The organism is Clostridium sp. (assembly GCF_018372875.1).
In the GTDB taxonomy this organism is placed as follows: domain Bacteria; phylum Bacillota; class Clostridia; order Clostridiales; family Clostridiaceae; genus Clostridium.
Window position 1 is genome coordinate 20825 of sequence record NZ_JAHAIF010000010.1, and the last position, 25254, is coordinate 46078.

Below are 25254 nucleotides of genomic sequence, written 5' to 3' on the forward strand. Positions count from 1 at the left end.
AATAGCTGTGAGAATATCAGTTGCAATAGATGGACCGGCAGGAGCAGGTAAAAGTACAATAGCTAAATTAGTAGCTAAGGAATTTGATTTAATGTATATAAATACAGGAGCAATGTACAGAGCAGTTGCATTAAAATCTAATGAAAATGGATTAACTCCTGATAAAGTTAATGATATATGTGCATTAATTGAAGGGATGGACATGGAGTTTGTTAATGATGATTTAGTGTTAAATGGTGTTAATATCCAAAATGAAATAACTCTACCTGAAATTAGTGGAATCGTTTCAGATTATGCTTCTATTCCAGAAGTTAGAGCGAAATTAGTTGAACTTCAAAGAGAGATGTCTAAAAAGTTCAATGTAATTATGGATGGAAGAGATATTGGAACAGTAGTTTTAATTGAAGCACCTTTTAAATTCTTCTTAACTGCAACTCCAGAGGAGAGAGCAAATAGAAGATTTAAGGAACTTAAAGAAAGAAATATAGACTGCCAATATGAAGTTATTTTAAAAGATATAATAGAAAGAGATTATAAGGATTCTCATAGAGAAGTTGATCCACTAAGAAAGGCTGATGATGCCATTGAAGTAGATACAACTGGACTTAATATAATGGAAGTTACGGAAAAGATTAATTCTGTAATTAGTAATAATATTAAGTAAGTGAGAAACATATACTTAGGAGTATAGGAAATGAGAGAAATAAAAGTTGCAAAGAGCGCAGGGTTCTGCTTTGGAGTAAAAAGAGCAGTTGATGAATCCTTAAAAATACAAAAAGAATTTAATAAAAAAATATATACTTTAGGGCCACTAATACATAATAATGATGTGGTTCAGTATCTTGAAAATAATAATATCTTTTCAGTGAATTTAGAAGAAATTGATAAGTTAGATGAAGGTGATGTAGTAGTAATTAGATCTCACGGAGTATCTAAGGATGTTATTGCAAAACTAGAAGATAGAGGACTTATTGTAAAGAATGCTACTTGTCCTTATGTGACAAACATTCATAAGAAGGTTGAAAAGTATTCAAATGAAGGATACAACATAGTTATATTAGGAGATGAAAAGCACCCTGAAGTTATAGGTATAAATGGGTGGTGCGATAATAAGGCATTAATTACTAAAGATGGTACTTTACCAGAAAATGTGCCAAATAAGGTTTGTGCAGTTTCTCAAACAACAGAAAAAGAAGAAAATTGGAAGAAAACTTTAAATAATTTATCTTCAAACACAAAAGAAGTACTTGCATTCAATACAATTTGTAATGCTACAGAAGTAAATCAGAAGAATGCTGATGAATTATCTAAAGATGTTGATGCTATGATTGTAATTGGAGGAAAAAATAGTTCTAACACAACAAAGCTTTACCAAATTGCTAAGAGAAATTGTGAAAATACCATACATATAGAAAATGCTTCTGAATTACCAGAAGAATATATAAATAATAAAAACTTTAAAACAATAGGGATTACCGCTGGTGCATCAACACCAGATTGGATAATTAGGGAGGTTATTAATACTATGCAAGATGAACTAAACAAAATGGATGATCAACTACAATTAATGAATGAACTTGACAGAAGGTTCAAAATTGGTGACGAAGTAGAAGGAGAAATCCTTTCAAAAACAAGAGATGAAATATTAGTTTCTCTTGTAGGATATAAGTCAGATGGAGTTATTCCATTTAAGGAATTAACTTGTCTTCAAGATCCTTCAAAGTTTGCAGAAGAACTAAAAGTTGGAGACAGTATAAAGGCTAAGGTAATTAAACTTAAGAATGAGGATAATTACGTTGTTCTTTCAAGATTAGAATTTGAAAAGAAAGAAGCCATGGAAAAACTAGAAAAGTTATATAATGAAGAAGCAATTTTCGAAGTTAAAATAGACACTGTAATGGAAAAGGGATTAGTAGCTCATTTAAACGGAGTTAGAATATTTATCCCAGCTTCACAAATTGATATTAAATTTGTAAATAACAAGGAAGAGTTAAAAGGGCAAACTTTAGAGGTTAAGTTAATAGAATTCACTAAAGAAAATCCTTCTAAAATAGTAGCATCAAGAAGAGTTATATTAGAAAAAGAAAAGGCTGAAAAGGAAGAAAAAGCTTGGTCAACATTACATCTTGGAGATGTAGTAGAGGCAGAAATAAAGAGATTTACAAAGTTTGGTGCTTTTGCTGAAATCAATGGAATAGATGGTCTTATTCACCTTTCTGAAATTTCATGGAATCATGTAAGAAAGCCTGAAGATGTATTAACTAAAGATTCTAAGGTTATGGTTAAGATTATAGATCTTGATAAAGAAACTAACAAGCTATCATTAAGTATAAAACAATTAACTGAAGAACCATGGGCAAAGGTTAATGAAAACTATCCAGAAGGAACTGTTGTTTTAGGTAAGGTAGTTAGATTAAATGACTTTGGTGCTTTTGTTGAATTAGAACCTGGTGTTGATGGATTAGTTCATATATCTAAAATAAGCCATGATAGAGTTGAACACCCTTCACAAGTATTAAAGGTTGGAGAAGAAGTTAAAGCTATGATTTTAGCTGTTGATGCAGAAAAGAAGAGAATTAGCTTAAGTATTAAAGACGTTTAAAATTAGGTAATAAATTAAAAGAACTCCCATATTATATAAGGGAGTTCTTTTCACTATGTTTTATGAGGTATTGTGTTTATGATGGTAATTGAGAAACTAAGTAGTAAAAACACAGAGGAATTTAAGAAATTATTATATGAGGCTAGAAATAAAACCCCTTATAGATTGAATTTTTATAAATATTATGATAATCAATCCTTTATAGTAAAATATTTTGTAAAAAAGTATGTAAAGCTTATAAAATATAAGGATAAATATATTGGGTATATGTGGACTGATGTTTCAACATCTCAATCAACAAAGATATCTGACATGTATTTAAAGGAAGAATATATACATTTTTTTAATGAAAAGGTTCTTTTAATATTTAAAAGTAGCTTGGTAATATATGAGGGGTATGAAGATGCATATACAAGATATTTAATTAATACTATGAAAATGAATAAAATTAGGGTTACTAACCTTATGAAGCTTAATCTAAAAGATTTTAACCCTAAAAGAAGGGTAAGTAATGCAACATTTGCCTTATGTGAAGTAGGAAAAGATGATGAACTTAGGTGTAAGTTGCAAAATGAAATTTTTAATGAAGATAATAGAACCCCTCTTACAGTAGATGATATAAAGTATGATATAAAACAAGAATACTATTTAAAGGACTTATGTGTTTTTATAAAGGTTAAAAACAAAATAATTGGATATGGGCAAATAATTTATAATAGAGATATAAATCTTATTGTTAACTTTGGAATAGTTAATGGATATAGACATGAAGGCTATGGTAAAGATTTATTAATTAAGCTTCTAGATATGGCAAAAGGAGCAAATATTAAAGATATTTATATAAGGGTAGATCATAATAACTTTCATGCAAAAAAATTATATAGCAGCGTTGGATTTAAAGAAATTGGTGACTTTTGCTCATGGATATGGGCAAAGGATCTTATTTAATTTACTAAAGAAAAGGGGTTTCTATGAAACTAGAAAATAAATTTACTTTGTTAATTATATTTTTAATTAGTGGAACTATATTAATTATATCTTTCTTTTCTTATGAAATGATAAAGGGAAGAATTGAAGAAGATACTGCAGCAAGGCTCCTAGATACAGGTAGGGTTGTTTCATCGGTACCATTAGTACAAGAAACCTTAGCCAAGAAGGAAATAAGTACGATGAAAGTTCAGAATTTTATTGAAAACTTAAGGTTAAAAACAAAAGTTTTATTTATTGTAGTTATGGATATGGATGGTATAAGATATTCACATCCTATCCCTGCAAATATAGGACTTAAATTTGGCCAGAACGACAAGTATAGGGTACTTGAATATGGTGAATCCTATGTGTCAAAGGAAACTGGAAGTCTAGGACCTTCTATACGCTCATTTGTCCCTGTATATTATGAGGGTGAACAAGTAGGGGCAGTGTCTGTTGGCATTTTAGCAGGGGATATGCTATACGAAATGAACAAGTATACAAATAAAATATTACCTATGCTTTTCTTTACTTTAATAGTATCTATTTTAGGAGCTAGAATACTAGCAAGAAATATAAAAAAAGCTATATTTGGTCTTGAACCAAATCAAATTGCACTACTTCTTTTTGAAAGAGAGTCTATAATTAATAATGTTCATGATGGACTTATTGCTATAAATATAACTGGCGATGTTAGATTAATGAATACAAGGGCACAGGAAATCCTAAAAATTAATTCTATGGCTCATGTCCCTAGTGTAATTCTAGATAACCTAATGGAAACTATGTATAGAAGGTCTAGAGTTTTTAACAAAGAAATTAGAATTGACGATAATATTATTATGGCTAATTTCTATACAATTTTTGGTGATTCAGGAAATGTAGAAGGTGGAATAGCCAGTATTCAAGATATGACTATAGTTACAAATATGGCAGAAGAACTAACAGGGGTTAAGGAGCTATTTTGGAACTTAAGAGCTCAAAATCATGAATTCATGAATAAATTACATACAATAGCAGGTCTTATTCAATTAGGGGAAAATGATAAGGCTATTGAATACATATTTAACACCACTTCAAAGAGAGGCTTAATTACTGATTCATTAAGGAATATTAAAGAAGTTTCTATTCAAGGGCTTATTTTTGCAAAATATAATAGAGCAGATGAAGCAAAAATTAAATTTGAAGTGGATGAAAAAAGTAACTTTAAGGATATACCTAGAGGGCTTTCATTAAATGAATTACTAATAATTATTGGTAACTTAATACAAAACTCCATTGAGGAAGTATCTAAAGGGGATGAAGGATATATTTTTGTTGGTATATATCAAGACAAAAATATACAAATTATTGTTAAGAATAATGGAGCAATGATAGATGAAGAAGGAAAAGAAAAGTTATTTACTAGAGGATATTCTACAAAGGGAGACTTTAGAGGAATGGGGCTTTATAATATAAAAGAAATTGTAGAATCAAATGGTGGAACTATAAATTTAATTTCAGATGAAAATGAAACCATATGGGATATAGTGATTTAATGGAGGATTTACAGATGATAAAAGTTATGATTGTTGAAGATGACCCTATGGTTAGGTCTATCAATATTCAATTTTTAAATAAGATATCAGGAATTAAGCTTGTAAAAGAATGTGGAAGAATAGAAGAAGCTAAAAAGGTTATTGTAGAATTGAAAGATCAAATAGATTTAGTTTTAATTGATATCTTCTTACCTGATGGAAATGGTATAGATTTTCTAAAGTGGACAAGAAATGAGAACATTACTGTAGATGCAATTTTAATTACTGCAGATAGAAGTAAAGAGGCAGTAAGAGATGCTTTTAAGTATGGAGCTATGGATTATTTAATTAAGCCCTTTAGATTTGATAGACTTAAGGAAGCCTTAGAAAAGTATAAGGTAATAAAGAAGGAGCTCTACACTATGGATGAATTAGATCAGGAGCATATAGATAATTTTATGCTTAGCAAAACAACAAAGTGTAGTGAATCATCTATGCCTAAGGGTATAAATATTAAAACCTATGAAAGTATCATTAATTTTCTATATGAAAATCCAAATGAAAAATTAACCTCTGAAGAAATTTCTGATAGAATAGGACTTTCAAGAGTTACAGTAAGAAGATATTTAGAGAAGTTACATGAAGAAAACAAGGTTGATAAGATTTGTGAATATGGAAAAATAGGAAGACCCACTAATTATTATATGTTATTAAATTCATGAACAAAATGAACAAAATAAACAATAAGACCAAATTATTGATGTAAAGAAATATCCCCCTTATACTTTTAATTGTTGAAAGAAAACAATTTAGTTATAAGGGGGATAAACTTATGAAGAAAAAGGTGCTTGCATTAGTGTTAAGTGCGCTTATAGCAATTCCAACATTCGGAATGATAGGATGTGGAAGTAAAAGTGAAACAGCTGATATTGTTGTAATTGGAGCAGGTGGAGCAGGGTTATCTGCAGCTGTTCAAGCAAAACAAGAAGGCGTAAATAAGGTAGTTCTTTTAGAAAAGATGCCTATGGTAGGTGGTAACACTAACAGAGCTACAGGTGGATTAAATGCTGCTGAAACTGACCAACAAAAAGCTAAAGAAATTGAAGATAGCGTAGAGCAAATGATTAAAGATACTATGAAGGGTGGATATGATAAAAACAATCCTGAATTAGTAGAAAAGCTAGCAAATGAAGCTAAAGATGCAGTTAAATGGTTAACTGATATTGGAGCTGACCTTTCAGATGTTGGTAAGATGGCAGGTTCAACAAACTATAGAACTCATAGACCAACTGGTGGAGCAGCTGTAGGTGCTCACTTAGTAGATACTTTAAAAGTAGCTGCTGATAAGGAAAAGGTAGACTTAAGATTATGGAATGAAGCTAAGGAAATAATCCTTGATAAAGACGGAAACGTTGAAGGTGTTAAGGCTACAGATAAAGAAGGTAAGGAATATACAATTAAAGCTAAGGCAGTTGTAATTGCTGCTGGTGGATTCTCTGCAAACCAAGAAATGGTAGTTGAAAACAAAGCTGACCTTAAAGGATTTGCTACAACTAACCATAATGGTGCTACTGGTGATGGTATAAAACTTGCAGAAGCAGTTAATGCAGATTTTGTTGATATGGCAGAAATTCAAACTCACCCAACAGTTGTTCCTGATAAGGCAGTAATGGTTACTGAAGCTGTTAGAGGAAACGGTGCTATATTATTAAACAAATCAGGTAAGAGATTTGTAAATGAGTTATTAACTAGAGACGTTGTCTCTAAGGCTATATTAGAACAAGACGATAAGGTTGCATACCTTTTCTTTGATGAAGGCTTAAGAAAGAGCTTAAAGGCTACAGAAGAATACTTCAACATGGGACTTGTTACAGAAGCAGATTCTGTTGAAGGGTTAGCTGAAAAATTAGGAATAGACAAGGCAACTATGAAAGCTTCTGTAGATGCATATAACAATGCAGTATCTTCAAAGGTTGATAGTGAATTCGGAAGAGAAGATTTACCAAGACAATTAAACCAAGGTAAGATTTATGCAATTCCTGTAACTCCAGCTGTTCACCATACAATGGGTGGAATTAAGATAAATACAAATGCTGAAGTTATAAACAAAGATGGAAATGTAATTAAAGGATTATTTGCTGCAGGAGAAGTTACTGGTGGAGTACACGGTGGTAACAGACTTGGTGGTAATGCTTTAGCTGATATTGTTGTATATGGAAGAGTTGCAGGTAAGAATGCTGCTGCTTTAGTAAAATAGTAAGGAGAAATAGGTATGAAGAAGAGATTAGTTTCATTAATAGCTACAGCTGTATTAACAGCTAGTGTTCTTGTAGGATGTGGAGGTGGAAAGTATACAGATGGTACTTACACTGGTGAAGCTCAAGGAACTTCAGGAACAATTAAGGTTGAAGTTAATGTTGAAAAAGGTAAAATTTCTACTGTTGAAGTAGTTGAACATAACGAAACAAAGACATTAATTGATGGAGTTAAGGATAATATGATTCCAGAAATTATTGAAAAGCAAGGAACTGAAGGCGTTGAAGCTGTAAGTGGTGCTACAAATTCTTCAAAGGGTGTTTTAGAAGCAGTAAATAAGGCACTTGAAGGAGCAACTAAGTAATTAAAATTCAAAAATCCCTTTATTCAAATATTGGAGCTGGCCATATGGGCAGTTCCTTTTTATGTTTTCATCTGACTTACTTTTACCTTTAGGTTAATTCAAATTACTAAAAACTCTGACAAGCAGAGTTTTTTATATAGCCATTTATTCAAATTTGTTTTGAATAAGATACTCCGGTTTTACACCATGTTACAAAATGTTCACAGTTATTTGCAAATAGGTTATAACGCCTTTCTCCAATTCTAGATAGAGCTCTTTTTACAGTCTCTTTACAATTAAATCCATCAGGGAAAACACAAACTTCATATCCCCTAGAACCATTTAGGAATCTTCTTAAACTTGTTGCATGTATGCATACATTCCTACCAAAATCGCCACCAAAGGATGCATAATGAATTATTGTATTATCGCTTATATATATACCATAATGCCTATATAACCCTCTATTTACACTTATAACATCACCAAAATTAGCTCTTTTATTTTGAAAAAAGTAGTTAATATTTTTCATTTTATCACCAACTTTTTATTTGTTCTACAAATAAAGAATAAGAGGTTTACTAAAATAATTTAAGAATGTTGTAATATATAATATGCAATTTACATATTTAAGGTTATTATTGTTAAAAAAAGTGTATAAGAGTATAATTATTTGTAAAGAAAGGGTGATGGCATGAGTATTTTTGGTAAAAAGGAATCTTGCATGGTGTGTAATAAGTTAGGGGCAAAAGTTGCCATATTTAACGGATTCATTTGTAAAGAATGTTATGACAAAAGTTATGATTATCTAAGCAATAGTGTAGATATATCACAAAGAAGAGTAAGGGAAATTGAAGATGCAATTTCAAAATACCTTCTTAATCAAGAAGATTTAAATAAATTTAATGGAAATAAGAAGATTGGAACATACATAGAAATAGATGAAGAAAATAAGATGTTCCAAGTTTTAGATAGTTTTGGTAAACGTGTTAAAGATGCAGTGGTATATAGATATGGTGATATAACAAGATTTGAATTAGTTGAAGATGGTTTTGTTATTAACAAAGGTGGTTTAGGACAACCTCCAATTGAAAATATAAATGGACAAACTACTAATGCTTTTGTAAACAACTTAAAGCTAAGACTATATTCCTCAAATAAAAACAAAGGGAATAAAGAAATAAAAATTGTAGCTAGTGAGCTAAATATACATTCAAATTTATATAACTCTATTTATGGTACTGTAAAAGAACTTATGCAATTTCTTGAGAGTACAATAAATTCAGAAAACAATTCTTTAGAATCTTCTTCTGATGATATTGATTTTAGTAATGAACTGTCTACAGTAGATGAAATTTTAAAGATAGAAGGGTTACTTGATTCAGGAATAATAACACAGGATGAATTTGATAAGATACAAAGTAGAATATTAGGTTTTTAAAAGAGAGGTATATGCCTCTCTTTTAATATGCTATAAAATCAACCTTTGATATTTACATAAAAATAGAACTTTTGGTAATGCTATATCTATAACTATGAATAGGAAGTGTATGTAAAATGACAAAGAAAACTCATATAGCTGTAGGGGTAGCTGTTACTTTACCACTTATAATTGAAGCTCCAATAGCTTTTTTTGGATTGCTTGCTTCAATTGTACCTGATTTATTTCAGATACTCATTAAAAGAAAATCATTAACACATTCAGCTGTATTTTTAGTTTTAACAACTTCACTGGTTGCTATTATAAATTTAAACATAGCTATAGTTTGGTGTATAAATTATATGTTACATATATTTCTTGATTGTTTCACTACAGAAGGTGTTCAATTTTTCTATCCAAGTAAAAAAATATATGGTGTAAGAATAATAGAAAGTAAGAAAAAAGACGATGTATTTATAGGTATCTGTGCAATGGCAGTTATATTTATAATATTGATTATTGGATATTGAAGTAATAAGAGCTCTAATATTTAGGGTTCTTATTTTTTTGTTTCTAAATCGCAAAAAAACCAAAAGTTCACAAATTTAACTAATTAGTGCAAATACGAATAAGACAACAGGCTATAAACTGAAACTGTATAAATATGTAAATAATTTATCTATGATTATTTACATGGAAGACAGGAGTGATGTAAATAGGGGGATTGAGAATGTATTGTATTAACAAAAAGCTAGACAAGACTAAAAAGAAAGGAAGGTAAGTATGAAATTTAAGCGTATCATTAATAGTTTACTTAGTGCCGCTATGATAGTGAACTTAATTCCATTTAATGCAATGACAGTTTCAGCTAAAACTTCACCTAATGTAAATTTGGCATTAAACAAGAATGTAATTGCAAGTGCTGAGTACAGTACCATGCCTGCTAGCAACTTAACAGATGAGGATGAGGGATCTAGATGGTCATCAGAAAGTAAACCAGTTCAGTGGGCATATGTTGATTTAGGTCAGGAAGAGGAATTAAATTATTTTAGAATGATTTGGGAAAGTAATGAAAATTATGCCTCAAGCTATAATATTTATGTATCTAATGATATTAACAATTGGGGAGATCCAGTAGTTGTACAAGCAGGGAATGCTACAAAAATATCTGAAAATTTAATAGAAACATCTGTAAAAGGAAGATATGTAAAGTTAGAAGTAACTGAGCAAAATGGTTATCCTAATGTTTCATGTAGTGATTTTAAAGTAATGCTAAAAGATTCATCTGTACCTGATGAACAAGACCCATCAGAAAATATTGCTTTAGGAAAAGAAGTTTTTGTTAGTGATTCTGAAACAAGCTCTTTAAGTGGAGATAAAGCTGTCGATGGTGATACTACATCAAAAGGATCTCGTTGGTCAGCCACTGGAAAGCCAGCTTGGATTTATTTAGATCTTGGTAAGAAACAAAATATAAAAACAATTAATTTATTTTGGGAAAGAAGAAATGCTACAAAGTATGAAATACAAGTAGCTGATACATTAAGTAATCCTATGAATGATAATGACTGGAAAACAGTAAAAAGTTTTACTGAAAATCCATCTAAAAAGGATCAAAAAATCCTTCTAGATAAAGTATATAATGCAAGATATATAAGACTATATATTAATGAATATACTACAGATGATCCTGATGGAATTGTTACATGGAATTCTGTTTCCCTTTATGAAATGGAGGTTTATGGAGGAGATACTAAACAAAGCATCTCTGATATTGTAAATGCTATCAATATTCAATCTCCTAATAAAGGTGATAAAAAGCTAGATATTTCCAATTTACCAAATGAAGAGGGGTTTATTGTTGAATATAATGGTACTGATTATGAACAAGTAATTGGTGAAGATTTAACTATTTATGAACCTATAACTGATGTTACTGTAAATGTCTCTTTTAAAGTTACTAATGAAGAGACTAAAGAGTACAAGTTCAAAGAATGTGCTATAAAAGTTCCAGGTAAATATACAAGTGAAGAAGGGGATAATGCTTCTCCAGTTGTAATTCCTGAACTTCGTGAATGGAAAGGAAACACTGGTAACTTTACAATTTCAGATTCTTCTAGAATTATCGTTCCTTCAGAGCTTAAAGAAATGGCTGAAACTTTTGCTGAAGATTATAAGGCAATGAGCGGTAAAACATTAAAGGTAGTTTCAGGAGTAACCCCAAAGTCTGGAGATATCTTCTTTGCTTTAATTAATGATGAATCTAAAGGTTTACAAGACGAAGGATATTTAATGGATATTTCAGATTATATTACAGTAGAAGCTGAAACAGAAACAGGTTCTTTTTGGGCAACAAGAACAATATTACAGATTTTAAAGCAAAATAATAATACTACAATTCCAAAAGGAATTACAAGAGATTATCCACTATACAAAGTAAGAGGATTTATTCTTGATGTAGGTCGTAAGACATTTACTATGGATTATTTAGAACAAGTAGTAAAGGAAATGTCATGGTATAAATTAAATGATTTCCAAGTTCACTTAAATGATAACCTAATTCCTTTAGAAAACTACTCTTCAGCTGGTAAAGATCCAATGGAAGCTTATTCCGCATTCCGCTTAGAGTCTGATATAAAAAAGGGCGGTAATAATGGGTTAAACAAAGCTGATTTAACTAGTACAGATATGTTTTATACTAAGAATGAATTTAATGAATTCATTAAAACTTCAAGAATGTATGGGGTTAATATTGTTCCTGAAATAGATACTCCTGCACACTCTCTTGCACTAACTAAAGTACGTCCTGATTTACGTCATGGAACATGGGGGCGTGATAATGACCACCTTGCTTTAAAAACAAAATATGATGAATGCTTAGAGTTTGTTAAGAGTATTTTTGATGAATACATGATGGGTGAAGACCCAGTGTTTGATGATCAAACAATTATTCATGTAGGAGCAGATGAATATAATGCAGATAAAGAATCCTATAGAAAATTTGCAGATGATATGTTAGAGTATGTTCAAGATACAGGAAGAACTGCACGTATATGGGGAAGCTTATCTCAGTGTAGAGGGACAACGCCTGTAAGAAGTGAAAACGTACAAATGAATCTATGGAACTTTGGTTACGCTAACATGGATGAAATGTATGAACAAGGATTTGATTTAATTAACTGTAATGATGGTAACTACTATATTGTTCCTAATGCAGGGTATTATTATGATTATTTGAATGATAATACTATGTATAATCTACCGATTAATTCCATTGGTGGTGTTACTATTCCTGCTGGTGATGACCAAATGATTGGTGGGGCATTTGCTGTATGGAATGATATGACTGACTATCTTAATAATGGTGTAAGTGAATATGATGTTTATGATCGTATTGGTGGAGCAATGCCATTATTTGCTGCAAAGCTATGGGGTAAAAATGATTTATCATTAGATGAAGCAAAAGAAAAAATTAATGAAATTGGAGAAGATCCTACAGTAAACTTTGATTATGATGTAGAAACAAAATCTGAAAATATTGCACAATATAATATGGATGATTTAAAGGATTCATCATCTAATGAATATAATTTAACTTTAGGAAGTAATGCAGAAATTAAAGAAAAAGATGGCAAAAACGTTTTAGAGTTAAAGGGTAATGAAAGTTACCTTCAATCTAAGTTAAACACAGTAGGATTGAATAATGATTTACGCGTAAAGGTTAAACGTACTTCAAGTAGTAAAGAAGAACAAATTTTATTTGAATCTGAATATGGTTCCATAAAAGCAGTTCAAAAGGATACTGGGAAAGTTGGTTTCTCAAGAGAAAATTATGACTATTCATTTAATTATGAACTACCTGTAAATGAGTGGGTAGAGTTAGAATTTAAAAATAAGTTAAATCAAATTTCTTTATATGTAAATGGAAGCTTAGTGGATACCTTAGGTGATGGAGAAAAGGTAGAAGGAAGACCATTGCTTGCAACAAATATGTTACCTATGAAATATATTGGAAGCAAAACTAAATCATTTATAGGATATGTAGATGATATAAGATTAGCTAAAAATGCAGAATATGCTTCCACTATGGAATTAGATTATGCAGTATGGAATGCTAGTGAATATTTAACAGAAAATAAAAACCATAAACTAAGTGAATTAATAAAGGACTCTAAGAAAATATTTACTAAATATAATCCAACAGCACAAGAAATTAGCGAAAAAGCTAATGAAATTAATACAATATTAAAGGATTTAGAATTTCAAAAAGCTGATTATTCAAGAGTAAATGCATATTTATCTTTAATTCCAGAAGATTTATCTCCATATACAGAAGAAAGTGTAAATGTATTATTGTTTGTAAAGAATAGCATTAGAGAAGACTTACCAGCTTCATTACAATCTACAGTAGATGGATATGAAAAATCATTATCATCTGCATTAAATGGATTGGTAACAAAGCCTATAAAAAATGTTAATTATATTGATAATTCAAAAATTAAAGCTAAAGCTTCTAGTTACCAGAAAGATGGATCTGATCCTAAAAATGTATTAGATGATAACACTGGTACTATGTGGCATACAGACTGGAATGTAACTACAATGCCTCATTGGATTGACCTTGAAATGGACGAACCAACTAAGGTAAATGGTTTGACATATGTTCCTCGCCAAAGTGGACTTAATGGAACTATTACTAAATACGAGATTCAAGTAAGTGATGATGGTGTTAACTATACAAAGGTTAAGGAAGGAACCCTAGCAAGGAATTCTGAAGCAAAAATTATTGAGTTTGATGAAGTTACAACTAAACATGTAAGATTAGTTGCAATAGAAGCAGTAAATAATAATGGGACAGCTTCTGAAATTAAATTACATGCAGTGGATGTAAAAGCAGATGTTGAAGGCTTAAGAAAACTTATTGATGAAGCTTCAGCTATTGAAAACCAAGGGTTTACAGTAGATTCTTGGAAATCTCTTCAAGATAAAATTGTAGAAGCAAAAGCTTTAGCAAATTCAGCAGAACCAAATGCAAATGATGTTGAAATTATGAAAACAGAATTATCAGTTGCAATGGTTAGCTTAATATTAGAAGATAAACCAGTTGAAGTGGATAAATCTAAATTAGAGGAACTATATAATAAGGTGAAGACTTTAGAAGAGGGTGATTATACTAACGAGAGTTGGAGTATCTTTAGCCAAGCATTAGAAAAGGCAAAAAAAGTGTTAAAGGATGATTTAGCTACTGAAGAAGCAGTTGATAATGCATTCAATGAGTTAACTGTTGCTTACGATAAACTTGTTGAAATCACACCAGAAGAAGGAATATCAAAAGATGACTTACAAGGTTTGATAAATAAAATAGAAGGATTAGATATCTCTAAATATACAGAAACTTCCCTTGAAGTATTAGAAAATGCTATTAAAAATGCTCAATTGGTATTAGATAATACTAATGCATCAAAAGAAGAAATAGAAGAAGCGTATAATAATCTTGCAGATGCATTATCTAAGCTTGAAGTAAAAGTAGATAAAACTAGACTAACAGAGTTATATAATAAACTTATTAAATTAGAAAAGGGAAGTTATACAGATGGAAGCTGGAGTGATTTTAAAAATGCTTTAGATTCTGCAAAAGCTGTTATTGAAAATAAAGATGCCACAACAGAAGAAGTTGAAAAGGCAATAGTAGAATTGCAAAAAGCATTTAACAATTTAAAACAATCAGAAGGACAAAGTGTAGCTACTGGTGATAATGCAAATATAGGTTTATGGCTTACACTTTTAGCTATATCTGTAGTAGGAGCTTGTTTTGTAGTATTAAAGAAAGAAAATAAAATCAGTTAAAAATTAAATCGCTGTATATCAGTCTTCTGATATACAGTGATTTTTTTCATAAACATTAATAATAATACAATTAAAGCTACTATCTCCTATTATTAAAAAATAACAACCCTTTATTTTATGCAATAAATTTGTTATAATACATTAGAAATTTGGATATAAAGGAGAATACTATGTCAGAAGTAAAAAATCTAAAGTATTATATTGAAACATGGGGCTGTCAAATGAATGAAGAAGACTCTGAAAAACTTTCAGGAATGCTTAAGAGAATTGGATATACAAAGACTGAAGCTAAAGAAGAAGCTTCAATTATTTTATTTAATACATGTTGCGTAAGAGAAAACGCTGAAAATAAAGTTTATGGAAATTTAGGGCTACTTAAGAAACTAAAGAAAAATAATCCTGATTTAGTTATAGGTATCTGTGGGTGCATGATGCAACAAAAGGGAATGGCTGATAAAATTTTAAAAGAATTCCCATATGTTGATATTATCTTCGGTACACATAACTCTTATAAGTTCCCTGAATACTTAAATAGAGTAAAGACAGAAGGGGTTCAAGTTAAAGAAATATTTGACAAAGAAACTGAAATTATTGAAGGTATTCCTGTAGATAGAGAAAGTTCAATAAAAGCATTTGTTACTATTATGTATGGATGTAACAACTTCTGTACTTACTGTGTAGTTCCTTATGTTAGAGGAAGAGAAAGAAGCAGAAAACCAGAAGAAATTGAAAAGGAAATTAAGGAACTTGTAGCTCAAGGGTATAAAGAAATCACTCTTCTTGGACAAAATGTTAACTCATATGGTAAGGGACTAGAAGAAGAAATAGATTTTGCAAAACTTCTTAGAAGAATTAATGAAATTGAAGGTCTTGAAAGAGTTAGATTTATGACATCTCATCCTAAGGACTTAACAGAAGATGTTATTATGGCTATTAAAGAGTGTGACAAGTTATGTGAACAAATTCATCTTCCAGTTCAAAGTGGTTCTGATGAAATCTTAAAGAAGATGAACAGACACTATGATAGAGAAAAGTACATGAGCTTAATTAAGAAAATAAAGGAAGAAATTCCAGAGTGCTCAATAACAACAGATATTATTGTTGGATTCCCTGGAGAAACAGAAGAAAACTTCTTAGATACTTTAACTCTTTGTGAGGAAGTTGGATATGATTCAGCATTTACTTTCATTTACTCAAGAAGAAACCATACACCAGCTGACAGAATGGAAGATCAAGTTCCAGATGATGTTAAGCACGAAAGATTTAACAGATTAGTTGATGTTATTAATAAAGGTGTAATCAATGGAAATAAGGTTTATGAAGGTAGAACTGTTGAGGTTCTAGTTGAAGGACCATCTAAAAATGATGAAACTAAGTTAATGGGTAGAACAAGAAATGGTAGACTTGTAAACTTCCCAGGAGATTCTTCTATGATTGGTAAGTTAGTTAATGTTCACATAAATAGAGCTCAACCATTCTCATTACTTGGAGAAATAGTAGAATAGTTTATTAGAAACTGCTTTTGCAGTTTCTTTTTTACTGTCTAGACCAATTATAAAATTTCAATTAGCTATAAATCAAAGGTATTATTACTTTTTCATATTAAAAAATATAAAATAAAGGATAGTAATTTTATAATTTCCTTACCTTTAGTACGGGTGGGGGGGATATTTATTTTGATGTGACTTGGAGCTTGCGACGGAACAAGTAAAATAAATATACACCCAACCTTTTTTATTATGAATCATTATTTTGAAGTTTCTTAAATATTAATACTGTATAATTATTATTTAGGAGAACGAGTATGAAGAAAAAAATCGTTTATGCTTTGCTTTGTATATTTGCATTATTTCTAGTAGCTTGTGGAACCAATAAAACTAGTGAGGGTACTAAAGTAAACAAAATTAATATTAAATTTAACTTAGATGAAAATTTAGGTGTTGAAGGATACAAAGAGATAAATAGTATTACAACAGACATTGATGGCGATGGGGTTGGAGATATTATAAAACTACTTGAGAATGATGATCTTAATTCCAAAAGGACTTATATTCAGATAATAGATGGAAGTAATAATAGAACGCTCTATGTTAAGGAAGTAGACCCTATGAGCATAGAAGTAGCTGATGCACAAGACACTACTGGAGATAAGATAAAGGATATTTTAATAAATGTACAAGGTGGTGGGGCAAGTCACTATTCTCTTCTTTTTTATTATAAAGATGGTGAATATGTAGTAGCAGATGAGGATGTTCCAAAGTATAATAAGGGCTTTTTAAGTGATTATTCTTATTATGTTATGGATACCAAAAGTTATAATTATTATAAATATAAGATTCCTGATGATAAAAAGAACTTTTATATAGAAAATGGATTTTATGATAAGTATGGAGCTACTAACAAGGAAGATAATTATACTCAAGAGTCCAATGGTAGTATTTTAAAGGATGTAGATGGTGACAATGTATATGAGCTTTTAAATAGGTTTTCCTTAAGGGATGCATCAACTAATGATAAAATTATGGATGTTGTAGAGGTAATGAAATATGAAAATGGTATATTTAAGCTAATAGAGGTTAAAGGAGATGAAAAGAACCTAACCCATAATGATTTTAGTGGTTTATCTATAGAAGATATTAAGTATAGAATTTATGACGTTACAGGTAAAACTCCAAAAGAGGTTGACTACACATATACAGAGGATGATTTAAAGCTACCAGAAAACATAAAAAATGATTATTATAAATTCTATGTGGTTTATAATAGTCCTGATGGAGGAATGCAAGCAGATTGGTTGCTTCTAGTTAATAAGGAAACTCTTAAGATGTATAAATACTATCCTGATGATAAAATATTTCCATTGTAGACAGTACTAAAATTTAAGATAAAACGTGTTAAAATATGGTATAATTTAAGAAAAACGAAGTGGTGATAAGAAAATGATATGCAGTGTTATAAATATGGATATTGTTAATTCTCGCGGAATTAATAATAGAATCCAAATTCAAAATATAATTAAAAATTATTTAAATACCCTTAGCAATAAGTATAAGAAGGAACTTTTAAGTCCTATAACAATAACCTTAGGGGATGAATGGCAAATTGTACTTAAAGATATTTCTAAAAGCTACACTATAATTACTGAGGTTAATGAATTTTTAAATAATTATCACATTAAAACCTACTCAGGTATAGGTATTGGTAGTATTAGTACAGAGATTTATAATAATAGCTCTAATATGGATGGAGAAGCCTTTATAAATGCAAGAAATGCCATAAATATAGCTAAAAAATCTGGAGATACAATTAAGTCTAAGGTAAATAGAGTTTATTTAAATGAGTATTCTATAATGGAAAAGGATGAAGTTGCTATATCATTAGTAAGTGATGGGGATTATTCTACAGTACAGATAGGCTATATTATTAATGCTTTAATTGAGAATACGGAGATATTAATTAATAAAGTAACTCCTAAACAGTGGGTGGTTATTAAGAGTTACAGAGAGGCCGGATCATATAAAAAGATGGTTGAAGATGGGGTATCAAACTCAAAATCTGATATATCTCAAAAGTTAAATTCAGCTGAGTTCTTTGTAATAGAAAAAAATATAAAGCTTATAGAAAAACTATTTGGTAATTATAGGGGAGTATAGTTATGTATTTTACATTGTTTTTAATGTCATTAATATCCCATATACTTGGGGATTTTGTGTTTCAAAGTGATAAAATAGTTAAAGGAAGAGAAGGGGCAAACAATGTTAAATATAAATGGTATACAAGTTCAACAAGATATAATCTTATACATGCATTTATTCATGGTATTATATTCATACTTTTAACATGGATAGTTATTTATACCTCTACAATAACATTGTATAATTACTTTTTTTATGCAATAGCCATACTTTTTATTCATTTTATTATAGATTACGGAAAGTCTTGTTATAAGATTGTTATGGAGAAACTGCCCTTTAAAATTGAAAATGTAGTATTATTTATTTTAGATCAGTTTCTTCATTTTTTATCATTATATATAATATTCATTGCATTTAATAATATTAGTTTTAAGGATTTTCTTCAATATATTCATTCGCTCTATAGCCAAGCTATCCCTTATAATAATTTTCTATCAATAGTATTTATAATACTCTTTTGTAGTTATGGAGTAGGATATTTTTCTAAATTTTTATTAAAAAGTATTGGTAGAAATAGTTCTCAACATGATGAAGGAGCTAAAAATGGTGGCTTTATAATAGGAATTTGTGAAAGATTATTTATTATGATATCGGTTGTTTGCTCTCAGTATGGTTTAATTGCAGTTATTTTAACCTTAAAATCAATTGCAAGGTTTAAGAAGTTTTCAGAGGATTACTTTGTGGAATGCTTTATTGTAGGAACTTTAGTAAGTTTAGTTACTGCATTTATTGGAGGTATTCTCATTTACAATTTAATTTAGATATATAAAAGCTAGGAATAAATATTGTTATTCTTAGCTTTATTTAATTCAGCTCTAGCTCTTATAAAAGCTTCACCATCTAAACAATTTGTTGGTAAAGAGAAATCCTTTATAGATATATCACCAATTCCAACTCCAAAATAAAAAGATATATTAGAGGGCAGCCTCTTTTTAAAAAAGTTTTTAATATCTAAATCTGGTGCATCCTTTACTAATAGACCTTCCCATTCATCACCACAGGTAATACAAAAAGGACTTACTATATATTCCTTAAAAATTGTATTACAATCATCTATTAACTGTAATAGATTTTTCTGTAGTTCTTCTCTATTTTGAATTTTTCTTGAATCCTTTATATCAAATATAAGTGCCTTATACATAAATCCTCCATAGAAAATAATAACAAGAGTTAATTTACTTTTATAAATCGCGTTGGGGTTAATGATATTTTATTAACTTTTAGAGAGTTAATAAAATTTTATTAACTGTTTGTTTTATAACATTTTATGAAATTGGGAGTGTTTTGCTATTAGAATTAAAATCTATAGAAGTTAGACATAGGAACTTAAGTTCTGTTATTATATAATTAGATTAATCTAAAGAGAATGTGGTGATTAAATGTTAAAACAAGATTTAATAGAGGGCTTTAATAGAAGTACCTGTGGTAAAAATGAAAAAGATGGGGAACGAGTATTAAAAAATGATTTGATTTCAGATTTAAATTATGAAGGTGATAAGGATAAAATAGTTCTTATTAGTTCAGTTATTTCTGAAGATTTATATAGTCAGTATTCTTGCAAGTTGGATATAGATAAAAAAAACAATGAAGTAATATTTTCGCATTGTAGCTGTAATACCTTTGAGAAGAAGAATAGTAAGAGGGGATATTGTTGCAAACATCTAGTGGCTACTTTCTATAAGTTCATTAACTCCTTAGATGAAGATCCAAGCATAAAGGATGAGCTTGGATTAACAGATGCTAAAGAGAATATTGTAAGGAAAACAGAAAGTTCTATATTAGATTTACTACTTGGTGAAGAGAAAAAAAAGGATAAGATAAAGATAGAGGTTATACTTAATAAAATACAATGGACAGGAAAGCTAGGAGCAGAATTTAAAATAGGTCTTGAAGGAATGAAGTCTAACAAGCTTTATACATTAAAGGATATAGATGCCTTTTTAGTAGCTCTTTATAATAGAATATCTATACCTTATGGCAAGGATTATATCTTTAACATAAAGGAGCAAAGACTTACTTCATCTACTAAAAGATTAATAAGCTTCATTGAGTTATTAAAGGAAATTGATTTGTCATCTAATTCTTTTAGAAAGGTTAATGAAAAGCTTGTGTCAGGAAAACAAATTACTATACCTAAAGCTCTTTTAAGAGAATTTATGACTATAATTAAAGATTTTAGAGTATATTTAGGAAACGGATTCTATTCTAGAATTATAGAAACAGAAATTTTAGAGGAAAATATTCCTCTTCCTATGAATTTAAAGGATTTGGGAAATTTAATTAAGCTTGAGGCTCCTCGTGGTATTCCAGAATCTTTAAATGATTCAAATGATGTATTTATGTTTAATACTACAATATACCTTCCATCCTATGATCAAATTGAATCAATAACTCCTTATTTAGAAGCTTTTAATCATGGAAACTCCGTATTCTTTACAATGGATGAAGAAGAAAGGGTGCTAAGAGACTTAATACCTTCTATGCAAAAGGTTAGTGATGATATTGAATTATCTAAATCCTTAAGTAATAAGGTGGTTATAGCACCAGTATCTTTTAAGTTCTATTTTGATAAAAGTGATGATATATTTCTTACCTTAAAGGTTTGTTATGATAAATATGAATTTAACTATTTTCATAATCTAAAGGATAAGGTTATATATAGGGATAGTACTAAGGAGGAAAAGTTAGTAAGAAAACTTAGAGAATTAGGTTTTGAGGAAGTTAATGAAACTTTTAGATTCTTTAAGGATGATGAGTACATATTTAAATTTTTCAAAGAAGATATCCTAGAGCTTCATGAATATGGCGAAATATTTTACTCAGATAGGTTTACTGGTATAAAGAACCTTTCTTCTAATTCTTTTAAAGGAGAAGTTAGAAAAGGAAAATATGATTATTTTGAATTTAAATTTAAGTTAGATGATATAAAGGAAGATGAAACCACAAATATTTTAAGGGCCTTTAGAGATAGCAAAAAGTTTTATAAACTTTCAAGTGGAGAGTTTTTGGACTTAGAAGAAATAGAACTTAACAAGCTTCTTAAACTATTAGATTCTTTAAATGAAGATAAAGAAATTAGTGAAAACACAATAGAGTTTAATAAGAATAAGGGTATGTATGTTGAGGATTATCTACAAGACAATGAAATAACATATGTAAAGGGCAGAAGAGGATTAAAATCCCTAAAAACTACCCTAGGAAAGCTAAAGGGAAAAGAGTTTCCTATTCCAGAATGTATAAATGCTAATTTAAGAGAGTACCAAAGAATTGGTTATTCATGGCTTAAGACTCTTGATTACTTAGGTTTTGGCGGAATACTTGGAGATGAGATGGGACTTGGAAAGACTCTTCAAACTATTACCTTCCTTTCTTCAAATGAAAAGGCTTTAAGTTTAATAGTAGCTCCAACATCATTAGTTTATAACTGGTATAAAGAATTTAAAAAGTTTGCTCCTAATATGAAGGTTGGAATACTACATAGTAATAGGGAAGAGAGAGAATATATATTAAAAAACAGAGAAAAATATGATGTTTTAATTACAACCTATAACCTAATAAAAAGAGACCTTGACCTTTATAAAGAAATAGAGTTTGACTATTGTATTTTAGATGAAGCTCAAAATATAAAGAATTCATCATCTCAAAATGCTAAGTCAGTAAAAAGCATTAAATCAAAGAACAGATTTGCTTTAACTGGTACCCCAATTGAAAACTCACTTATGGAGTTATGGAGTATTTTTGATTTTATTATGCCTGGATATCTTTATGATGAAAAGAAGTTTGCTACAAGGTATCATAGAAGGCTTGAGGAGGATGAATGCTTAATTAAAGATTTAAACAGATTAATTAAGCCTTTTATACTTAGAAGATACAAGAGAGATGTTATTAAGGAACTTCCTGATAAAATTGAAAACAAATTAATAGTACCTCTTGATGATGAACAACTTAAGGTTTATTCAACCTATGTTAAGTATATTCAAGATATAATTGAAAAGAAGGTTGAAAATGATGAATTTGCAAAAAGTAAAATTGAGATATTGTCATATATTACAAAACTTAGACAGATATGTTTAGACCCTTCAGTTGTTATGGAGGATTACAAAGGGGGAAGTGGTAAGATAGATGCACTTTTAGAAACTGTTAGTCAAAGCATAGATGAAGGTCATAAAATTCTCGTATTCTCCCAATTTTCATCAGTGCTTAATAATATTTCTAAGGCATTTAAAGAAAATGGAATAACCTATTGTTATCTAGATGGCTCAACACCAATGAAGACAAGAAACAAGCTTGTAGAAGACTTTAATAATGATGATACATCAGTATTTTTAATTTCTCTTAAAGCCGGAGGTACAGGATTAAACCTAACTAGTGCAGATATAGTTATCCATTTTGATCCATGGTGGAACCCAGCTGTAGAGGAGCAAGCTACTGATAGAGCACACAGAATAGGACAAAAAAATGTAGTTGAAGTAATAAAAATGATTTCAGAAGGAACAATAGAAGAAAAGATTATATCTCTTCAGGAAGAAAAGAAAAATTTAATAGATAAAGTGGTAGGTAAGGATATAGAACTTGGTGAAAATATTAGCAATTTAGATGAAGAAGATATCCTATCACTTTTCAAGAGATAAATATTTTGTAGCTGGCTATAAAAAATACAGATAGCCAGCTACTTGTTTTTCGTTTACAAATATCTTAAATTGTATATGAGTGATGTTTTGCAAAATATAAAATAAAAAATTAACAAAAAAAAGAGGATATCCATGGAATATAATCAATTACGTTATGTTGTTGAAATAGTAGAAACAGGCAGTATATCAAAAGCTGCTTCCAATTTATATATTTCTCAACCTAATTTAAGTGCACAAATTAATTCTTTAGAAAATGAGTTAGGACGAATTATATTTGAGAGAACAAATAAAGGAGTTAAACTAACTACAGAAGGTAGGGAAATATATCATTATGCCAAGACCTTAGTAAATCAATTTGAACTAATAGAAAAGAAACTCTTATATGATCATAATGACAATAAAATTAAGATAGCTTCATTTGGATCGTGTATAGTTAGAAGAAAATTCACAGACTTATGCGCTATATTTAAGAATAAGAACTATGAATTCATTTTATATGATGATAATTTTGATGATGCAATAGACAAACTAATTAATAGAGACGTAGATATAGCTTTTATACAATATAGCCACTATCAAGAGAAACACATTTTAAAGTATCTTGAAAATGAAGACTTAGAATTTGAAGAGCTTATTGAAGGTGAATTAAATATTCATGTAAATGAAAAATCCCTATTAAACCATAGAGAGTATATATCTGTAGATGATTTAAATGGATTGTTTTGTGTAAAAAAACAGCAATTATTTAGAGGATTATTTAATTTAAATTATGAAGTTAAGGAACTTGGATTAGATACAAACAAAAAGATAATTAGAGTAAATGATTCTAAAGCCTATGAAGACATACTGATAAACCTACCATCTTTCTCAGTATGTGTAGATTGGAAAACGGAATATAATTTTAATGGCTATTTAAAAAGAATACCATTTAAGGATAAAAAGATTGTTATGAAATGTTCAGTAGTAAAAAGAAGAAATGAACTCTTAAAAGATGAATTAAAATTATTAATAGAGGAAATAAAAGCTTTATAGTTAAGTAATAGGGGGATATACAAATGAAAAGAAAGATATTAACAGCTATAATTACAGGAATAATAACAATAGGATTAATTGGTTGTGGAAGTGATACAGCTAATGATAATCAAAAACCTCAAACGCAGGAAAACGGTGCTACTTCTGATGCAACGACATCAGCATCTGCAGATGCAACAACATCAGCATCTATAGTTCCAGAAAATTTAGTACAAGAATATAAACCAAAAGGTTTTACAGATTCAAAGAAAAAGAAGGCTTTATTTGTAATTGGTGATCCAAGAAAAGATAGTGTTAACTATGATCTTGCAATAACAGCTATGAAGCATTTTGAGGAAAAGAATGTAGAGGTTGAAGTAAGAGACTTATATGATATGAAATTTAATCCAGTATTATCATTAGAAAACTTCTATTATGCTAAAGATGGTAAAGGAGAACCAACTCCAGAAATTAAGAAAGAGCAAGAATATGTTACAAAGGCAGATTACATAATATTTTGCTATCCAAACTGGCATGATACACCTAATGCTATAACTAAGGGGTATATGGAAACTGTATTTGCTAAGAAGTTTGCATATCAAGATACAGATAAAGGCTTAGAAGGAATGCTTAAAGGAAAATCTATATACACTATTATGAATGCTGGATTCCTAGGTGGTGGAAGAGGTTATATAGGAGATGGTGTAGAAGGTATGAATAATGAAGCTTGGGATAGCTACATGAATGCCTTCAAAGTATTAGATGATGATACAGCAGATTTTTGGGGAGTTGAAAATTACGGTAGATTTGTTAACGATAGAACCCCTAAAAATAGCTCTGATAATTATGAAGAAGAAATAAATGAATTAAGAGAAGCATTAAAGAAAGAATTAAATAAGGTTTACTTTAAATAGTAATTTTAAAAGTCATAGTATAATCTATGGCTTTTTTTAATCTTTAATA

The 25254-nt window shown here is 29.6% G+C and carries 19 protein-coding genes; 17 read left to right on the plus strand and 2 right to left on the minus strand.

Annotated elements, in window-relative coordinates:
- Window positions 1-7: 7 nt before the first annotated feature.
- The 7 genes from cmk (at window position 8) to KIB46_RS05250 (ending at window position 7708) form a co-directional block, all read left to right on the plus strand.
- Window positions 8-664, plus strand: coding sequence for a (d)CMP kinase (gene cmk, locus KIB46_RS05220; RefSeq protein WP_291671087.1), 657 nt, complete (start codon window positions 8-10; stop codon window positions 662-664).
- Window positions 665-694: 30 nt separating this feature from the next.
- Window positions 695-2602 (plus strand): bifunctional 4-hydroxy-3-methylbut-2-enyl diphosphate reductase/30S ribosomal protein S1, encoded by a 1908-nt coding sequence (locus KIB46_RS05225; protein WP_291671088.1) that lies wholly within the window; start codon window positions 695-697, stop codon window positions 2600-2602.
- Between the two features lie 78 nt (window positions 2603-2680).
- Window positions 2681-3550 (plus strand): GNAT family N-acetyltransferase, encoded by an 870-nt coding sequence (locus KIB46_RS05230; protein ID WP_291671089.1) that lies wholly within the window; start codon window positions 2681-2683, stop codon window positions 3548-3550.
- Between the two features lie 23 nt (window positions 3551-3573).
- The gene (locus tag KIB46_RS05235; protein ID WP_156560137.1) at window positions 3574-5109 is read left to right on the plus strand and encodes a sensor histidine kinase; all 1536 of its coding nucleotides are present in this window, start codon (window positions 3574-3576) and stop codon (window positions 5107-5109) included.
- Between the two features lie 14 nt (window positions 5110-5123).
- Complete coding sequence (locus KIB46_RS05240) at window positions 5124-5810, plus strand: response regulator (protein ID WP_291671090.1); 687 nt, start codon at window positions 5124-5126, stop codon at window positions 5808-5810.
- Between the two features lie 110 nt (window positions 5811-5920).
- Window positions 5921-7345, plus strand: a complete 1425-nt coding sequence (locus KIB46_RS05245; protein ID WP_291671091.1) for a flavocytochrome c — start codon at window positions 5921-5923, stop codon at window positions 7343-7345.
- 15 nt (window positions 7346-7360) lie between these two features.
- On the plus strand, window positions 7361-7708 hold the full coding sequence (locus tag KIB46_RS05250) for an FMN-binding protein (protein WP_156560142.1): 348 nt from the start codon (window positions 7361-7363) through the stop codon (window positions 7706-7708).
- A 148-nt stretch (window positions 7709-7856) separates the two neighbouring features.
- Here KIB46_RS05250 and KIB46_RS05255 read toward each other — a convergent pair whose 3' ends face one another.
- The gene (locus KIB46_RS05255; RefSeq protein ID WP_156560144.1) at window positions 7857-8219 is read right to left on the minus strand and encodes a lecithin retinol acyltransferase family protein; all 363 of its coding nucleotides are present in this window, start codon (window positions 8217-8219) and stop codon (window positions 7857-7859) included.
- Between the two features lie 162 nt (window positions 8220-8381).
- On the opposite strand from KIB46_RS05255, the gene KIB46_RS05260 reads away from it, so the two are divergent.
- The 7 genes from KIB46_RS05260 (at window position 8382) to KIB46_RS05290 (ending at window position 19410) form a co-directional block, all read left to right on the plus strand.
- A complete protein-coding gene (locus KIB46_RS05260) occupies window positions 8382-9128 on the plus strand; it encodes an SHOCT domain-containing protein (protein ID WP_291671092.1) in 747 nt (248 codons plus the stop codon).
- Between the two features lie 116 nt (window positions 9129-9244).
- Window positions 9245-9637 (plus strand): metal-dependent hydrolase, encoded by a 393-nt coding sequence (locus KIB46_RS05265; RefSeq protein WP_156560149.1) that lies wholly within the window; start codon window positions 9245-9247, stop codon window positions 9635-9637.
- 253 nt (window positions 9638-9890) lie between these two features.
- Window positions 9891-14954 (plus strand): discoidin domain-containing protein, encoded by a 5064-nt coding sequence (locus KIB46_RS05270; RefSeq protein ID WP_291671093.1) that lies wholly within the window; start codon window positions 9891-9893, stop codon window positions 14952-14954.
- Between the two features lie 170 nt (window positions 14955-15124).
- Window positions 15125-16459, plus strand: coding sequence for a tRNA (N6-isopentenyl adenosine(37)-C2)-methylthiotransferase MiaB (miaB, locus tag KIB46_RS05275; protein ID WP_156560153.1), 1335 nt, complete (start codon window positions 15125-15127; stop codon window positions 16457-16459).
- Between the two features lie 299 nt (window positions 16460-16758).
- Complete coding sequence (locus KIB46_RS05280; protein ID WP_156560155.1) at window positions 16759-17820, plus strand: hypothetical protein; 1062 nt, start codon at window positions 16759-16761, stop codon at window positions 17818-17820.
- Between the two features lie 73 nt (window positions 17821-17893).
- Window positions 17894-18607, plus strand: a complete 714-nt coding sequence (locus KIB46_RS05285) for a SatD family protein (protein WP_156561056.1) — start codon at window positions 17894-17896, stop codon at window positions 18605-18607.
- A 2-nt stretch (window positions 18608-18609) separates the two neighbouring features.
- Window positions 18610-19410, plus strand: coding sequence for a DUF3307 domain-containing protein (locus KIB46_RS05290; protein ID WP_291671094.1), 801 nt, complete (start codon window positions 18610-18612; stop codon window positions 19408-19410).
- Window positions 19411-19421: 11 nt separating this feature from the next.
- On the opposite strand, the gene KIB46_RS05295 is transcribed toward KIB46_RS05290, so the two are convergent.
- Window positions 19422-19790: a SatD family protein gene (locus KIB46_RS05295; RefSeq protein WP_291671095.1), complete on the minus strand. Its 369-nt coding sequence runs from the start codon at window positions 19788-19790 to the stop codon at window positions 19422-19424.
- Between the two features lie 238 nt (window positions 19791-20028).
- Here KIB46_RS05295 and KIB46_RS05300 point away from each other — a divergent pair, with 238 nt between their 5' ends.
- The 3 genes from KIB46_RS05300 (at window position 20029) to KIB46_RS05310 (ending at window position 25205) form a co-directional block, all read left to right on the plus strand.
- On the plus strand, window positions 20029-23280 hold the full coding sequence (locus KIB46_RS05300; RefSeq protein ID WP_291671096.1) for a DEAD/DEAH box helicase: 3252 nt from the start codon (window positions 20029-20031) through the stop codon (window positions 23278-23280).
- 132 nt (window positions 23281-23412) lie between these two features.
- Entirely contained in the window at window positions 23413-24312 is a 900-nt protein-coding gene (locus tag KIB46_RS05305; RefSeq protein ID WP_156561060.1) for a LysR family transcriptional regulator, read from the plus strand.
- 23 nt (window positions 24313-24335) lie between these two features.
- Window positions 24336-25205 (plus strand): NAD(P)H-dependent oxidoreductase, encoded by an 870-nt coding sequence (locus tag KIB46_RS05310; RefSeq protein WP_291671097.1) that lies wholly within the window; start codon window positions 24336-24338, stop codon window positions 25203-25205.
- Window positions 25206-25254: the final 49 nt, after the last annotated feature.

Bases quoted from the DNA above. Each gene is read 5' to 3' on its own strand.
- KIB46_RS05225 (WP_291671088.1), top strand. From the start codon at position 695: ATGAGAGAAATAAAAGTTGCAAAGAGCGCAGGGTTCTGCTTTGGAGTA.
- KIB46_RS05230 (WP_291671089.1), top strand. From the start codon at position 2,681: ATGATGGTAATTGAGAAACTAAGTAGTAAAAACACAGAGGAATTTAAG.
- KIB46_RS05235 (WP_156560137.1), top strand. From the start codon at position 3,574: ATGAAACTAGAAAATAAATTTACTTTGTTAATTATATTTTTAATTAGT.
- KIB46_RS05240 (WP_291671090.1), top strand. From the start codon at position 5,124: ATGATAAAAGTTATGATTGTTGAAGATGACCCTATGGTTAGGTCTATC.
- KIB46_RS05245 (WP_291671091.1), top strand. From the start codon at position 5,921: ATGAAGAAAAAGGTGCTTGCATTAGTGTTAAGTGCGCTTATAGCAATT.
- KIB46_RS05250 (WP_156560142.1), top strand. From the start codon at position 7,361: ATGAAGAAGAGATTAGTTTCATTAATAGCTACAGCTGTATTAACAGCT.
- KIB46_RS05255 (WP_156560144.1), bottom strand. From the start codon at position 8,219: ATGAAAAATATTAACTACTTTTTTCAAAATAAAAGAGCTAATTTTGGT.
- KIB46_RS05260 (WP_291671092.1), top strand. From the start codon at position 8,382: ATGAGTATTTTTGGTAAAAAGGAATCTTGCATGGTGTGTAATAAGTTA.
- KIB46_RS05265 (WP_156560149.1), top strand. From the start codon at position 9,245: ATGACAAAGAAAACTCATATAGCTGTAGGGGTAGCTGTTACTTTACCA.
- KIB46_RS05270 (WP_291671093.1), top strand. From the start codon at position 9,891: ATGAAATTTAAGCGTATCATTAATAGTTTACTTAGTGCCGCTATGATA.
- miaB (WP_156560153.1), top strand. From the start codon at position 15,125: ATGTCAGAAGTAAAAAATCTAAAGTATTATATTGAAACATGGGGCTGT.
- KIB46_RS05280 (WP_156560155.1), top strand. From the start codon at position 16,759: ATGAAGAAAAAAATCGTTTATGCTTTGCTTTGTATATTTGCATTATTT.
- KIB46_RS05285 (WP_156561056.1), top strand. From the start codon at position 17,894: ATGATATGCAGTGTTATAAATATGGATATTGTTAATTCTCGCGGAATT.
- KIB46_RS05290 (WP_291671094.1), top strand. From the start codon at position 18,610: ATGTATTTTACATTGTTTTTAATGTCATTAATATCCCATATACTTGGG.
- KIB46_RS05295 (WP_291671095.1), bottom strand. From the start codon at position 19,790: ATGTATAAGGCACTTATATTTGATATAAAGGATTCAAGAAAAATTCAA.
- KIB46_RS05300 (WP_291671096.1), top strand. From the start codon at position 20,029: ATGTTAAAACAAGATTTAATAGAGGGCTTTAATAGAAGTACCTGTGGT.
- KIB46_RS05305 (WP_156561060.1), top strand. From the start codon at position 23,413: ATGGAATATAATCAATTACGTTATGTTGTTGAAATAGTAGAAACAGGC.
- KIB46_RS05310 (WP_291671097.1), top strand. From the start codon at position 24,336: ATGAAAAGAAAGATATTAACAGCTATAATTACAGGAATAATAACAATA.